Here is a 14,381-nt window from a genome sequence, read left to right as displayed (position 1 = left end):
GAAGACTATGCCAGGTTCAAACGCCTCTTCCCGGCCAACGAACACGATGTCCATGTCGTCATCAGAGGACCGGATCTCCTCGCCGCCGATAATCTCGACTTGATGCGCGAGCTGCAGCTCGAGCTGCAGCTCCTCGGGAGCGTCGCCAGCGTAACCTCAATGTTCTCGATGAGAGAGCCGCCCGATCAGTCAGGCGATCTGCCGCCGCTGTTTCCCGAGGCGATCCCCAAGGGCGAAGGTCTCGCTGCCCTCAAGGAGAAAGTGAAGGCGCATCCGCTCGTGGAAGGGCGATTTCTGTCGACCGCTCCACCTGGAGAGCACCTCGCTCTCCTCGTCGTCAACCTGCAGAGGCACTTCGTTGGCACCAAGGGTCTGGTGGCGGCCGTTCGCGAAGTGGAGACCACCTCGCGATCCTTCCTTTCGAACCCAAGGCTGTCCGTGGGGCTGACCGGAATTCCGGTCATGAAGGCGGAGATCATCGAGGCGAGCCGGCGCGATCGCGTGCTGTTCCCCGTTCTCGGCTTCCTTATCGGCGCCGTGGTCTGCCTGATGTTCTTCCAGGAGATGCGCTATGTCGTCATCTGCTCGCTGCCTTCCGGCATTGCGGTGCTCTGGACCCTCGGGCTGTTCGGATTTCTCGGTATCGAGCTCGATCCGATCAAGAACGCAATCCTGCCTCTGGTGATGGTGATCGCGCTCACGGATTCTCTTCATCTGGCTGTTGCCGCCCGGCGTGAGCATGCAGAAGGAAAAAGCCCGCAAGAGGCGGCAAAGATCGCGGTCAAGGAAAGCGGCTCTGCCAACGCGCTGACAGCCGCTACGACCGCAATTGCCTTTCTCAGCATGAACATGACCGACTCCAGCCTCATCAGCAGCTTCGGTACTGCAGCGGCGGTCGTGACCGCGTTTGCTTACGTCGTGATCATTGCGGCCGTACCGGCACTCTTCGTGCTCCTCGCTCCCCAGCGGCGTATGGAGGCTCGAAAGGACCCGTCAACGGAAACGGTCCCGCTGCGCCTGATCAACAGGACATGCGGTGCGCTGGCGCATGCCCTTGTGCGGTGGCATCGCCCCATCGCGCTGGGCGGAGTCGCGCTTTTGCTCGCCTTGACGGCCATGCATCTCAAAGTGCCCGCCTACTATCGCCTCAGCGATCTGGTTCCCAAGAACCAGCAGGCTGCCACGGTGGCCAAGCAGCTCGAGAAGCGCCTGGCCGGCATCTACCCCATCACTTTGATGGTGACGTGGCCCGAGGGACTGGAGATTTCCTCGACCCGGGTGATGAGCGCGATGGCGGACATTCACCGGGCGTCTGAGCAGACTGGCGGCGTGTCCAACGTCTGGTCCATGGAGACTTTGCGACGGTGGCTGGCCGAAACCGATCATTCCTCGAACGACGATTTCCGGGCCCTTCTTTCGAAGATGCCACGGGAAGTCTACGCGCGCCTCGTAAACGACGCCCACCGGACAGCTCTGGTCACGGGACACATTGGCGACCTGCAGGCGCGGGAGGTCATCGCGCTGGTCGAGGATCTGAAACAGCGGCTGGCGCCGGTCCAGGCGACCTATCCGGAATTCGGGATCAGCGTCACCGATCTCTCCGTCATGTCATCATCGCGCTCGCTTAGCATCATCTCGCAACTGAACTACAGTCTCCTCAGCACCATTACGGTGGATCTCCCCACGATCGGGCTCGCCTTCGGCTCGCTCGCTGCCATCGGCTATGGAGCGATTGCCAACATCTCCGCGGTCGTCGCGATGGGTGCCCTGTTGCTCGTGCTCGGTATGGGTCTCGAGTACCCAAGCATCATTGCGCTCACCATCACGTTCGGCCTGACGGCCGACAGCACGATTCACATTCTCAACAGGATTCGTCTGGAACGCGCGCGTGGGGCCACAGCCATCGACGCAATCCGGACCAGCGTCGAACGCGTCGGCCCGGTTCTTCTGCTTTCGACGATCATTCTCGTGCTGGGCGTATCCGTTTCGATGGTCAGCGTCGTTCCCCCCACGCACCTGTTCGGAAAGGTCTGCGCGTTGACCCTTATCCTTGCTCTTCCCGGCCTGCTCGTCCTCATGCCCTCGGTCGCCATGCTGATCGCCGGACTTCGTGGGACGGCGAGAAAGGGCTTGAGCGCAAAATGACGCGATGGAGGTCCGAACCGTAGCTGAGTTCCGCTTGACGTGAAGGCTTGTTCGGCCGTCGATCACTTCTCTATGAGCAGCGTGTGAGGTCGACGATCAACTATGCGCCAAGCCATCGAGATAATTGGAAAGCGGTGTCTGTTTCGGGGATACAAAAATGCGAGCAGTCATCACGTTCGTGGCCGTGGTCCTGTCGTCACTCTCCTCTGCCTCTGCAGCCGAGATCAAAGACATGTTGGGCCGATGGACATGGCAAGATTTCACGATCGAGGTAACCGAATGCGCGAACAAGCGGGTCTGCGCCGAAGTCGTTGCCGGGCCTAAGAACGTCGGCATGGAAATCTTCGCTTCGTATCTGACCAGAAAAAACGGGGCTTGGTTCGGTCAGGTCGTGAACCCCGCGACGGGCGCCGTCTACAACAGTCGCATGGAGTTTACAGGCGCGAGAACATGGCGTCTCGATGGCTGCACCGTATCCAAGGTTTGCCTCAGCGGAGAATTCGTCAGGGCCAAATGAGCCTGCCCGACGCAAAATGTCTGTCAACGTTGCCGGCAATCTGGCCAGCGGGAGCCGGCAACTCTTCAGAGCCGACGTCCGGCAAGCATCGAGAGCACGCCGATGCTCACAAGGCCGACGCCAATTTGCCAGAAGGAAATGAGGATGAACTGGAACTTGCTTGGATCACCAAGATTGTAACTCGCGCCCAGCCCCATGAAATGCAGAGCCACGTTGGCAGTGACCAGCAGGATTCCCGCGACGAGAGAAATACGTCCGAACCAAAGCAGTGCTGCCTTCATCGGTTGTTGCCTTCGGCTGCCCCCAATGCATGCAAGCCGTAGCCTACCAAGCGCCGCCTTCGAGCCCAAGGCTGTATGCACGTTGCGGCTCGGGAGCAGACGTGACACTGCGGATCACCGCAAGACTACTCTTGGAGTTAAAGCGGACGACGTCTCCTCGCAACAGCGATGACGGCTCCTGGCCCGAAGGCCGGCGGCGCTTGAGCGCCGTATGCTGGCAGTGCGGCCGCTGTCAGAGAAAACCGACAAACAGAAGACCTCTGACAAGGACCACCAGGCCGCTTGCGCTGTATCAAACCCTTCCGCCGCCGCCTGTGTGAGCTTCATCTCGTTCTGCTTGAACGGGCAGACGGAGCCAATTCGGGTCCTATCCGCCCCAGGAAGGCAACCGAGGAGGATGGAGATGACACATAAGCTGGCTGGCGCCGCTGTCGCGGCTTTGCTCTTGACTGCAGCTGTGCCGAATCCGGCAGATGCGGCGGCCTGCAAGAGCAGCACGGTTTCGGCTCTTGGGAACTGGAGCCAGACGTTTGCCGGCGCACGGCTGAGCGCGCGGCTGGCATGGAAGCGCAAGGCGCGCGCCCTTCATGGGGGGCGGTACGACACCTGGTGGCGGGCCGCAGACAAGAGCTACGGCTGTTGGTCGTACCAGGGCCGCGAACGTTGCCGCGCGAAGGCGCGTCCCTGCCGTTTCGGTTCCTAAGCCTTTGATTGATCCACTGGGGCGCGTGAGCGGTGGAGGCCATTGGGTTGCGGTCGTCGACCTGTTCAAACAGTCCTTCAAAATCGGCGTCCCCTCCTCTCGACGCCGATTCTGGACTCAGGAGCTCGACATTCTGGCCGCGTCCCCGTTGCTATCGTTGCCGGCGCGTGCGTGGCGAGGCCCCTCGATACGCACGCCCGGCAGTGCTGTCCGGCGCCCGCTCATGACCCAAGGCGGGGACACAGACGGCCGCCAAGTTTGCAGCAGGTCTGGGGGGATGTGCCGGCTTCCTTGTTAGATGGAGAAGTGACACTTCAGTAGCCTCGGAGAGGTGACGCGCGGGGACCCATGTCTCGACGCAAGACATCTGTCCTCAGTGAGTATGATCTCACCTCCGGATCAGTGCTCAGGGTGACCGTGTGGTGCCGCGCCCGGGGCGGCGGTCGTGCATGTCGCGCCCGCTGGCAAACTCCACCCGCGTACTGGCGGACAGCGGCCGCCCGCCCCACCGCACGATTGGCTCGACCGCAGACCCTTGTACGTATCGACCTCCTCGCTGGACATGGCGGAATGGATCTTCGTGCGGTCGAGGTTGCGTTCGCGGATTTTGCCCTCGAGCCGGGCGATAAACTCCTTGCTGCGGGCTATTTCGTTGGCGTAGAAGGCCCGCCCGCCTGCCATCGCTTCGATGGCATCTCGCTCGTTCTTCGGCAGTTCGGCGTCCTTGCCAAGCCCGAGCGCTTGTCTGCGCTCCGCCTGCAACTTGTCGCGCTCTCGCGTGATATTATTGCTGAGCCTGAGAATCCCCGCATAGTTCTGCGGATTGGCCTTCGACTCATATTCCGCGATCGCGTCCCGGATGACCTGCGGCTTTGACGTGCCGGCGCCAACGATCCCCTGGCCGGCAACGCCTTGCGCCTTCAGGCGGTTGATGTCCGGCACGACTCCGCCAGGTTCCCTCGACGCATCGAGAATGCGCTGCATATCGGCGATCGCGCGCCTTTGATTGGCGATCTCCGCATTGTAGTCGGCAATCTCCCGATCGAGTCTGCACATGTCCTGCACATGCGCACTCGCTCCTTGGAGGGACGGTGCGGGGACGGGCTTGCCGCTGCTCGATCCGGACGTCGTGTCGGCCGCTGGAAGTCCTTCCTCGGCGCGCGGCTGGGGACCGACATCGGCAACGAGACTGGTCAACAAGGCGGCGATGAATAGCAGGACGCAGTGCGCGCGCAGCGCGTCCGCTCTCTGCCGAAGGTCGCATGGCCAAGTTAAACATCGTGGCTTCATCACGTCCTCCCCGAGGCCCGAGTCTCCACCGCGCTTCTTGCGAAGGTTAAATTTGCTGCCGGGTTTCGACATCACCGACAACCTCGCAAAATTCTAGTCTCTGGAAGACGCTGTTGGTTGATCGACATCAAGGCCCCGCCTTTCGGCACGTAGCGTACTGCTGGCACCCGATCGTCAGTAGCGTAGGCCTATGGTGCAATGCCGCGGAGCCGCAAGCATATGAGTGTCCGGAAAGGTGGGTACGTCGGAGCTGTGCGCGGCGTTCGCGCTCTAGTGAGCGCCGCTGGGCTCGCCCTCACTCTCTCGTCAGGGGTGGACACGGCGCAAGCCGCCGAGGCGATGCAGCCCGGTGAGGCCTACGTCACGCGCTTCTCCGGCACGACGAGCGCCGACGGCAAAACGGTCATTGACCTTAAGGGAACCGTCGGCAGCATCGTTGACGTGCGCAACCCTTCGCAGCCGCCCCAGGGTCACCACTGGCTGAACGAGCCGCAGCGCCACAAGATCACCGCCGGGGAAACCGGTCAGGTGTTCGGCGTGGCGCTCGACGATGCGGCCTCTCCCAACATCTTTCTGACGGCGACATCGGCATTCGGCTTGCACCGCACTTCTGACTGGATGGCCGGGATGTGGGGTCCCGGCGGCGGTCCGGGCACGGTGTGGAAGCTCAGTCCGGATACCGGCTACAAGCCGGTCGCGTTCGCGACTATTGGCGTTGATGGTCGGGCCAACACCGGTGCCGCACTCGGCAATATCGCCTACGACAAATGGTATCATCAGTTCTACGTTTCAGACCTGGAATCAGGCCTCATCCACCGATTGTCGCCGGACGGCACCGACCTCGGCCAGTTCGACCAAGGCGTCACCGGACGCGCAAGCTTCATCGATGCCGCCACCGGCCAGCAGATGTCGCTGCCGACGGTGGCGTTCGATCCGGCGACGTCAGCACACGTCACCGACTGCAAGGAAGGCGCGTTCGACCGCACGCCCTCGTGCTGGAACCTTGCCGACTTCCGCCGCCGCGTGTGGGGGCTTGGCGTGCGCAAGGACGCGGAAAGCGGCCAGGTGCGGCTCTACTATGCAGTTTGGTCGAGCCAAGCGTTGGGAAGCAAAGACTTCGCTTCCGCCTCTGAGGAGGAGAAGCGCAACTCAGTCTGGTCAGTCGCAATCAAGGCTGACGGCGAGTTTGATCCCGGCAGCGTACGCCGCGAATACTTTCTGCCGGATTTTTTCACCGATTCCGCTGCGATAGCGCGCTCCGGCCGTAGCAATCCCGTCTCCGACATCGCCTTCTGCAAGTGCAAGGACGAGAAGACGATGCTCGTTGCAGAACGCGGCGGCGTGCGCAATCTAGGCCTCGACGCAGAGGAGCCCTTCGCCAATCCTCATGAATCGCGCGTGCTCGCCTATGAGCTCAACGACAAAGGAGTCTGGCAGCTCAAGGGCCGTTATGACATCGGCCACTACGACCGCAAGAATGATGGACAGGCTTTCCTGCGCGTCAACGGCTCCGGTGGCGTCGACTACGGCTTTGGCTACGGCGTCGAGTGGCACATCGATACAGCACGCCCCGATGAGACGGTATGGATGACCGGCGGCACGCTGTGCTCGCCGCACGGGCCATGCTTCAGCCCCGACATCGGACGGTCCGAGGACGGCTCCTACGTGGCGGGTGCGCAAGGCATGCCCGTCCGGGCCATTGACAAGGTGCTGCCCGACGAGGCGACAAAGCCTTACCCCGCCGCCGGCGTGCCCTATCCGGCTACCGGGCCGCTGCAGTCCTACATCCTCGACACCGACGAAAATCTCGATGCCAACGGCAACGTCATCATGGCGGAGCTCACGCGCAACGACGCCACCAAGGTGGGCGACATCGAGATCTACGAGTTGTGCGAGAAGGAGAAGGCCGAGGTCGAAGAGCCGCCGCTCGTCGCGGAAACGCCCGAGATCGAGGAGCCGCCGGTCGTCGTCGAGAACCCACCGGCACCGGACCTTCCCGACCTCGAGAAAGTGAAGACAGGACCGGCGCAGTGCATCGCAGGCAACATCTGCACCTTCACCATCACCATCACCAACCGCGGGCCGGGCGTCTGGTCAGGACCGCTGCAGGAGCTCGACACGCTTCCGCCCGGTGCGCTGCTTTGGGACTACCGTCCGCAGCCCGATTGGCTGTGCACGCAGGCCGTCGGCACCGACAATGTCAACTGCACACATACCTGGGTGACACTCAACCCAGGTGACGCTGTCACGCTGATCATCGACGCCCTGTTGCCGCCGGGTGTCTTCGGCCCGGTCGAGAACTGCGTGCAGGACGTGTGGCTGCCCAGCCGCGATCCCAACGACCCCGCCGTCATCCTTGCGATCGAGCAGGCGCTGAACTCGTTTGGCTACCCGGTCGGGCCCATCGATGGCGTGCTCGACGTTGTGACCATGAACTCGATCATGGTGCTTCAGGCCGACAACGGCTTGCCGGCGACGGGTGTGCCCGATCAGGTGCTGATCGATCAATTGTTCGGCGGCAGCGCGGGGTTAGCTGGCGACTCCAATCCGGCCAACGACATGAGCTGCCATACCGTCAACGTCATCCCACCGCCGGTGCAGCCTGCCGTACAGCCGTCGCCCGCGCAGCCTCCCGCTGCACCGCCTCCGGGAGCTGCGCCCGATATTCAGGTCCGCAAAGAACAGACGGACCGTCAATGCGGTCCTGGGCACCAATGCACCTTCCGACTGACCTTCGTAAACCGGGGTCCTGGCGAATGGACAGGCGTGCCCGAGATCATCGATACACTTCCTGCCGGAGCAACCCTCGAGCCCTCCGCATCCGCGGACGGCTGCTCGCAGGCTGGCAGCACCGTGACATGCCGTTATCCCGAGCAGGTAACGCTACCGCCAAATAGTCCGGGATCGGTCATGATCACGGTGCTCATGCCCGACACTCTGCCGGCAGGAGCGGAGAACTGCGCTGAACTTGGACCGACAGCTGCCGCAAATGATCCCAATTCCAGCAACAACCGCCACTGCATCCCGATTGAGGCGGCGTCCCCCGACTTGCAGACGCGCAAGCTCCAGAGAACGGCGCGTTGCCGGCCGGGCGGACTGTGCGACTTCGAGCTCTGGCTCCTCAACCGCGGTCCGGGTGAATGGACGGGGACACCCGAGATCGTGGACGTTCTGCCACAAGGCGCAACGTTCGTCTCGGCGACCGCGCCTGCAATCTGCTCACAATCAGGCCGCACGTTGACCTGCCGCTATCCGCGGCAGATCTCGCTGGCTCCCGGTGCTAAGCGCCGCGTCGAGATCACAGTGCGCATGCCGCGCAACCTGCAGCCTGGCGCGCGCAACTGCGTCTCCATTCCGGACCGTCTCAATCCCGGCGATCCAGACCCAGCCAATAACCGCCAGTGCATCCCCGTTCGCGTTGCGCCGCCACCGGTACCCGATATTCATATCCGCAAGTTCCAGGCTGACGAGCGGTGCGAGCACGGAGCGGACTGCAAGTTCGATTTGTGGTTCATCAACAGAGGGCCGGGCCCCTGGACAGGCAAGCCGCAGCTTGTCGATGAGCTGCCCGCCGGCGCTAGGCTCAAGAGCAGCCCCGATCATTGGAAATGTCAGCAGAGCGGCCGCAACGTCACCTGCACCCATGACAAGATAACGATACCTCCTGGGCGCGGCATCAAGGCGACGGTGACAATCGAGCTGCCAGCCGATCTGGCACCCAACGCGAAGAACTGCGTCCATAATGAGGGTGATGGCGATGCCAGGCACGATCCGGTGCCGCACAACAACGAGAGCTGCGTGACTATTGTCACGACTGCGCACCCTGAGCCGGAGCCGGCTCATCCCGAAGAGCCTACGCCTGCAGAGCCCTCAGAGCCGCACGCACCACCGCCGGCAGAGCCGGCCGAGACGCATGTGGAGAAGAAGCAACTTGGGCCCTGCAGACCTGGCCACGCCTGTCTCTTCGAGTTGACCTTCATCAACAAGGGCCCGGGCACGTGGACCGGCAAGGCGAAACTGTCGGACCTGCTGCCCGATGCCAACGCCACGCTCGGCTCGTGGTCGCCATCGACGTGGCAATGCGCGCAGAAGGGAACGGCAATTAGCTGCGAGCATTCCGGCGCAACGGTCGCTCCCAACGAACGCCTGAGCGTGACGATGTCGCTGCATATGCCAGAGCACCTCGCGCCAGGCGCTCAGAATTGCGTCGTGCAGGAACGTCCGGATATTGGGCCGATCGATCCCAGCATCCTTGGCGACAAGCATTGTGTGCCGATCGACGTTGTCACGCCCGGCTTCACGCCGCGCCCACCGGCAGTTGTCCAGCAGTGCCCGGAAGGAACCGTCAGACAAAACGGCCAGTGCGTAACGATCACCCGCAGCTGCCCGGAAGGCTACGTCTTGAAGGGCGACAAGTGCTACAGCACGACGCTGACCTGCCCCAAGGGCTACGTGCTCAAAGGCAATAAGTGCTACAGCACCACGCTCACGTGCCCGAAGGGATACGTTCTGCGCGGCAAGAAGTGCTACAAGATCCAGCGCACGTGCCCGCCGGGCTATGTGCTGAGAGGCAATCGCTGCTACCTCATCCAGCGCAGCTGTCCGCCAGGATTCGTCAGAGTCGGCAACCTGTGCATCCGCATCGGTGGCGGAGTGCCACACGGTCAAGAGCATCGGTATTGAGCAGCAGCACCTCGAATGACCATCGGCTTACAGGATCGGTTCTGTTGCAGCCTATCACGATGGCCTGCTCGGGCGACGTTCTCGCTTGTCATGCTGGGCGCGATGGCCGGCGCGGTGACCGCTTCTGGCGCGCCCACAGTGGCTGTGCCACACGCACCGCCGATGCTCTTGGCACAGGCCGCCTCGCCCGAGGTCACCTTCTGGGAGAGTGTGCGTGACAGCGATGATCCTGCCGAGCTTGAAGCCTATCTCAAAGCGTATCCCGACGGTCAGTTCGCACCACTGGCGCGCATCCGTCTTCAGGGGTTGAGGCAGCCGGATGTACCACCCGCTGGGACAGCTTCAGAGAAGGCGGAAAGCCCGCCGAAGGTGCCACAGCCTCAGTCGCGGGTCCCGCCGCAAGGGCGCCTCGGACAGCAGTCTATCTCGGTGAAACTTGGGCAGCTTGCCGACTCCAAGCACGGCTGGCTCGGGGTGAGACTCGCCGAGCTCAGCGAGAACCTCGCAAAAGTCTTTGGATTTGCGAACGCACGGGGCGGCTTCGTTATAGAGGTACTGCCGAACACTGCGGCCGCGCTTGGAGGTATGAAGCCGCTCGACCTCATCGTCGAGTTTGACGGCCGGTCGGTCCCCCGATGGAACGCGTTGTTGTCGATGATCAGTGCAACGCCGCCTGGGTCGGACGTCCGCATTGACGTTCAGCGGGTCGCGACAAGCTTCGCCGAGCTTTCTGATCGTCTGCGCACTGAAGCCGAGAAGGGCGACGCGACGGCGGCCTACGGCTTGGGCTGGCTCTATGCAATGGGCGCCGGGACTGCGAAGGACGAGGCAGAAGCGGTGCGCCTCTACCGCAAGGCGGCAGACAAAGGTCTACCCGAAGCCATGAGCCAACTCGCTGGCATGTATGCGAACGGCCAAGGTGTCGGCAAAGACGAGAGGGAGGCAGTCGCTTGGTATCGCAAGGGCGCCGAGAAGAATGACGCGAAGGCACTCTTCAACCTCGGACTGATGTACGAGTCGGGCCGCGGTGTTGGCAAAGATGCCGCGGAAGCAGCTCGCTTTTATCGCAAAGCAGCGGACCAGGGCCAGTTTGCGGCGATGTTCCGGTTGGGCATGCTTTACGCCAATGGCAACGGCGTTTCCAAAGACGACGCGGAAGCCGTCATCTGGTACCGCAAGGCGGCCGAATTCGACCATCCAGACGCCATCGCAAATCTCGGATTGATGTATGAAGCGGGGCGCGGCGTCTTCAGTGACGACGCGCAGGCCGTCCGCCATTACCGAAAGGCTGCAGAGCTTGGGCAGATCGCAGCCATGCACATGCTGGCAAACATGTATTTGAATGGCCGCGGCGTCGCCCAGGACAACGCCGTGGCGGTCAGCTGGTATCGGCGGGCCGCCAACCTGGGCTTCGCTAACGCCATGGCTGCTCTCGGGTGGATGTATCAAAGCGGCTCTGGTGTGGGCAAGGACGAGGCCGAGGCGATGCGCTGGTACCGCAAGGCGGCCGACCTTAATCACAACGGCGCCATGCGCCAGCTCGGCTGGTTGATGCAAAACGGCGGCGAGGCTGTGAAAGATCCTGCACAAGCCGTCTCCTGGTTCCACAAGTCAGTTGAGGCGGGAAACGTCGACGCCTTGTATGACCTTGGCCGAGCTTACGCGATCGGAGCCGGCGTCAAGGAAGATGCGAGCAAGGGCGCCGATTGGATGTTCAAGGCGCTCAAAGCGCACAATGCATATGCGGCGCGTGAGATGACAACCAACGCAGAGGCTTGGAGCAAGAGCTTCCAGCGGGAATTGCAGCGTCGCATGCGCGATGCAGGCGTCTATGACGGGAAGGTTGACGGCGACTTTGGGCCGTCGACGAAGGCTGCAATCGAGGAGCTCGCCAAAGCTCCCGTCTCCGGTGCTGCGTCGGCCAACACTGCGAGTGCCACGTTTGAGTACGACGTTGACCGTCCGGGCAGCGACTACCGGACCTTTGAACTTGAAAGCGCAGACCCTGCGCTGTGCGCAAGCCAATGCGGGAAGGAGCCCAAATGCAAGGCCTGGACCTTCGTCAAGCCCGGCGTGCAGGGCCCCTCGGCGCGCTGCTGGCTGAAGGACCGCGTCCCCCAACCGGTAACGGCAAGCTTTGCCGTGTCCGGGGTCCGTGCCGACGCGCAGTGAACGAGTTGCCTACAAGGCATGCCAGCAAGCCAATGGGCCATTGCGCCTAAGGCCGTTGAGTTTGTTTGTTGTTGGTCTTTCACGGACCGAGCGATCCTTTTGGGTGGCAGCCGGAAGTCTGCTTCCACCCTCTAAGCCGCCTCAGAGGCGACACAGCCTCAATGGCCACTATTGGCCCGATCTTCCCGGGTCAGGTCGGGCAGAGCACGTCGGCTCTGCCCAGGCAGATTAGACGTCAACTTGTTCGGCTATGGCGAGGGCATCATCGACTTCGATTCCCAGGTACCTGACGGTGCTCTCGTCTTGGTATGGCCAAGTAGCAGCTGGACGGCTCGCAAGTTCCCTGTTCGCTTGTAGATCAGGGTCGCCTTGGTCCGGCGGAGCGAATGCGTGCCAAATTGCAGAGGGTCGAGCCCGATGCTCGCGATCCACTCGGAGACCAGTCGGGCGTACTGGCGTGTCGTCAGAACTTTACAGGATGGCCAGTCTTCCGCTGGCGCGCCGTCGCGCGATCGATGGCGTAGCCTCTTGGCGCGACGTCCTCAACCTTAATGCGCACCACGTCACACCCTCGCAGCTTGCTGTCGATGGCGAGGTTGAATAGCGCCAGGTCCCTTTTGCGGCCTTTCACCTGGAGCTTGGTCCGGATGGACCAGACGTGCTTGGGCCACAGCGGTGGCTTCGCGCCGATCATCTTGCCATTGTTCCAGGGCTGGCGTGTTGGGCGGTCTTCGAACAGATCTCGTTGGTCCGGCATGGTCGTTCTCCTCTGTTGCAGAGGACCGCCAGCATGGGCCTCGCTGCGCTACGCGACCGATATGGCGTCAGCTTTGGGAGTAGACTTGCCGAGTCTTAGTTAGCGTCCGGCAATGGTGATGGCGCTATTGACCCCGAGCAGACATTTGCTCGGCGAGCTCAATCGGTCCGGGCAGATCGTCCTCCGCCGACGTGGCGCAGACAAGTTGACGCCAAAGGCGTGCTCAGGTGGGTTTGATGATGACCCCTTCGTCGCCACGCAGCTCAATGCGCGTGGAAATGCGCTCACCGACGCGGCCTGGATGCGTCGAAAGCTCGATCGCCCCGGCCAAGTCCCGGTCAAATCCGACCGCTTTGGGTGCGGTGTCCAAGTTGAGCACGATGATGAAACGCCTGCCGCCCGCGGTGCGCGTATAGGCGAGAGCATCTCCTTCGACCGCCAGCGGTTCCCAATCTCCCAGCGAGAGCGAAGGTTCCCGACGCCTCAACGCCAGCAGCGCGCGTGTCAGGTTGAGCATGGACCCCGGGTCGCGCTTCTGCACATCGACGCTGATGGCAGGATGATCCTTGCCGAGCGGCAGCCAGGGGCGGCCGGTGGTGAATCCGCCGTTCTGGGACTCGTCCCACGGCATCGACGTGCGTTCCGGATCTCTTCCCTGGCCGGGAACCACAAGGCCGAAGGGGTCGCGCATCTCGTGCTGCTGGATCGGCACATCCTTGAGCCCGAGCTCATCCCCGTAATAGAGCGTCGGGGTTCCGCGCAGCGTCATCAGCAGCATCATCGCGACACGATCCTGCGCTGGGCCTAGACGGCTGGCAACGCGCCGTTGATCATGATTGCCCAGCACCCAACTTGGCCATGCGCCTAGCGGCAACGCTGCCTCATAGTCGCGGATCAGCCGGAGAATTGGCGCCGGCCTCCAGTCCACCCACATCAGGTTGAAGTTGAAGGGCAGGTGCGCTCCCGTCAGGTTCGGACCGTAGTAGGCGACGAGACGCTCGAGTGGGAGGTAGATCTCACCGATCAACAGGCGCTCGCCCGGGTATCCGTTGAGCACCTGCCGCATCTCCGCGATGATCGGCAAGACCTCCGGCTGATCCGCGCTGTGCAGAGGCAATAGGCGCAGGTGCGGTGGGTCTTTGTCGCGAAAGTGGGGATTGGGCGGATCGTCGCGGAACTGCGCGTCCTTGATCAGGTGCCAGAGCACGTCGACCCGAAATCCGTCAACGCCGCGATCCAGCCAGAAGCGCAACACGTCGTACATTGCCGCGCGCACACTCTGGTTGCGCCAGTTGAGGTCCGGTTGGGTGGCGAGAAAGGAGTGGCAATAGTACTGGCCGGTAGCCTCATCGAACTCCCAAGCGCTTCCGACCGGGAAGCTCTGCCAGTTGTTGGGCGCCCCGCCGCCAGGGTGCGCATCGCGCCAGATGTACCAATCGCGCTTCGGGCTATCGCGCGAGGAGCGCGCTTCCGCGAACCATGGGTGCTTGTCGGAAGTGTGGTTGGGAACAAAATCGAGGATGATGCGGATGCCGCGACGGTGCAACGCCTCCGCGAGCCGATCGAAGTCATCGAGCGTACCGAACAGCGGGTCTATGCCGACATAATCTGCGACGTCATAGCCGAAGTCGGCCATCGGCGAGGGATAGAACGGACAAATCCAGACTGCGTCGACGCCGAGCCATGCGAGGTAGTCGACGCGCTCAAGAATGCCACTGAGGTCGCCGACGCCGTCGCCATTGGTATCCTGGAACGAGCGCGGATAGATTTCATAAATGACGGCATGCTGCCACCAGGGTCGCTCGCTCACCGGATTTTGCCTCCCATCGATGT

Annotated in this window: 7 protein-coding genes and 1 pseudogene; 4 read left to right on the top strand and 4 right to left on the bottom strand. The window is 62.5% G+C overall.

The window, feature by feature from the left end; all coding sequences use genetic code 11:
- The first annotated feature begins 261 nt into the window (after positions 1 to 261).
- Together F9K20_RS16635 and F9K20_RS16630 are read left to right on the top strand one after the other, a co-directional pair.
- On the top strand, positions 262 to 2,145 hold the full coding sequence (locus F9K20_RS16635) for an MMPL family transporter (protein ID WP_291004332.1): 1,884 nt from the start codon (positions 262 to 264) through the stop codon (positions 2,143 to 2,145).
- Positions 2,146 to 2,302: 157 nt separating this feature from the next.
- Entirely contained in the window at positions 2,303 to 2,662 is a 360-nt protein-coding gene (locus tag F9K20_RS16630; RefSeq protein ID WP_291004329.1) for a DUF2147 domain-containing protein, read from the top strand.
- Positions 2,663 to 2,727: 65 nt separating this feature from the next.
- Here F9K20_RS16630 and F9K20_RS16625 read toward each other — a convergent pair whose 3' ends face one another.
- Both F9K20_RS16625 and F9K20_RS16620 read right to left on the bottom strand, forming a co-directional pair.
- The gene (locus F9K20_RS16625) at positions 2,728 to 2,943 is read right to left on the bottom strand and encodes a hypothetical protein (protein WP_291004326.1); all 216 of its coding nucleotides are present in this window, start codon (positions 2,941 to 2,943) and stop codon (positions 2,728 to 2,730) included.
- Between the two features lie 1,102 nt (positions 2,944 to 4,045).
- Positions 4,046 to 4,711 carry a hypothetical protein gene (locus F9K20_RS16620; RefSeq protein ID WP_291004323.1) on the bottom strand — a complete coding sequence of 222 codons (666 nt, stop codon included), beginning with the start codon at positions 4,709 to 4,711 and terminating at the stop codon, positions 4,046 to 4,048.
- 444 nt (positions 4,712 to 5,155) lie between these two features.
- On the opposite strand from F9K20_RS16620, the gene F9K20_RS16615 reads away from it, so the two are divergent.
- Positions 5,156 to 9,619, top strand: a complete 4,464-nt coding sequence (locus tag F9K20_RS16615; protein ID WP_291004320.1) for a peptidoglycan-binding protein — start codon at positions 5,156 to 5,158, stop codon at positions 9,617 to 9,619.
- Between the two features lie 15 nt (positions 9,620 to 9,634).
- Positions 9,635 to 11,791 carry a PAN domain-containing protein gene (locus tag F9K20_RS16610; protein WP_291004317.1) on the top strand — a complete coding sequence of 719 codons (2,157 nt, stop codon included), beginning with the start codon at positions 9,635 to 9,637 and terminating at the stop codon, positions 11,789 to 11,791.
- 228 nt (positions 11,792 to 12,019) lie between these two features.
- Here the strand turns inward: F9K20_RS16610 and F9K20_RS16605 are convergent.
- Together F9K20_RS16605 and F9K20_RS16600 are read right to left on the bottom strand one after the other, a co-directional pair.
- Positions 12,020 to 12,548, bottom strand: a pseudogene (locus F9K20_RS16605) (tyrosine-type recombinase/integrase).
- A 223-nt stretch (positions 12,549 to 12,771) separates the two neighbouring features.
- Entirely contained in the window at positions 12,772 to 14,358 is a 1,587-nt protein-coding gene (locus F9K20_RS16600) for an alpha-amylase family glycosyl hydrolase (protein WP_291004314.1), read from the bottom strand.
- Between the last annotated feature and the right edge of the window lie 23 nt (positions 14,359 to 14,381).

The organism is Hyphomicrobium sp., from assembly GCF_009026145.1.
Lineage (GTDB): Bacteria > Pseudomonadota > Alphaproteobacteria > Rhizobiales > Hyphomicrobiaceae > Hyphomicrobium_A.
Note: the sequence above shows the minus strand (reverse complement) of the source record. Positions and strands in the feature narration are given on the sequence as shown.

Bases quoted from the DNA above. Each gene is read 5' to 3' on its own strand.
- F9K20_RS16630 (WP_291004329.1), top strand. From the start codon at position 2,303: ATGCGAGCAGTCATCACGTTCGTGGCCGTGGTCCTGTCGTCACTCTCC.
- F9K20_RS16615 (WP_291004320.1), top strand. From the start codon at position 5,156: ATGAGTGTCCGGAAAGGTGGGTACGTCGGAGCTGTGCGCGGCGTTCGC.
- F9K20_RS16625 (WP_291004326.1), bottom strand. From the start codon at position 2,943: ATGAAGGCAGCACTGCTTTGGTTCGGACGTATTTCTCTCGTCGCGGGA.
- F9K20_RS16610 (WP_291004317.1), top strand. From the start codon at position 9,635: ATGACCATCGGCTTACAGGATCGGTTCTGTTGCAGCCTATCACGATGG.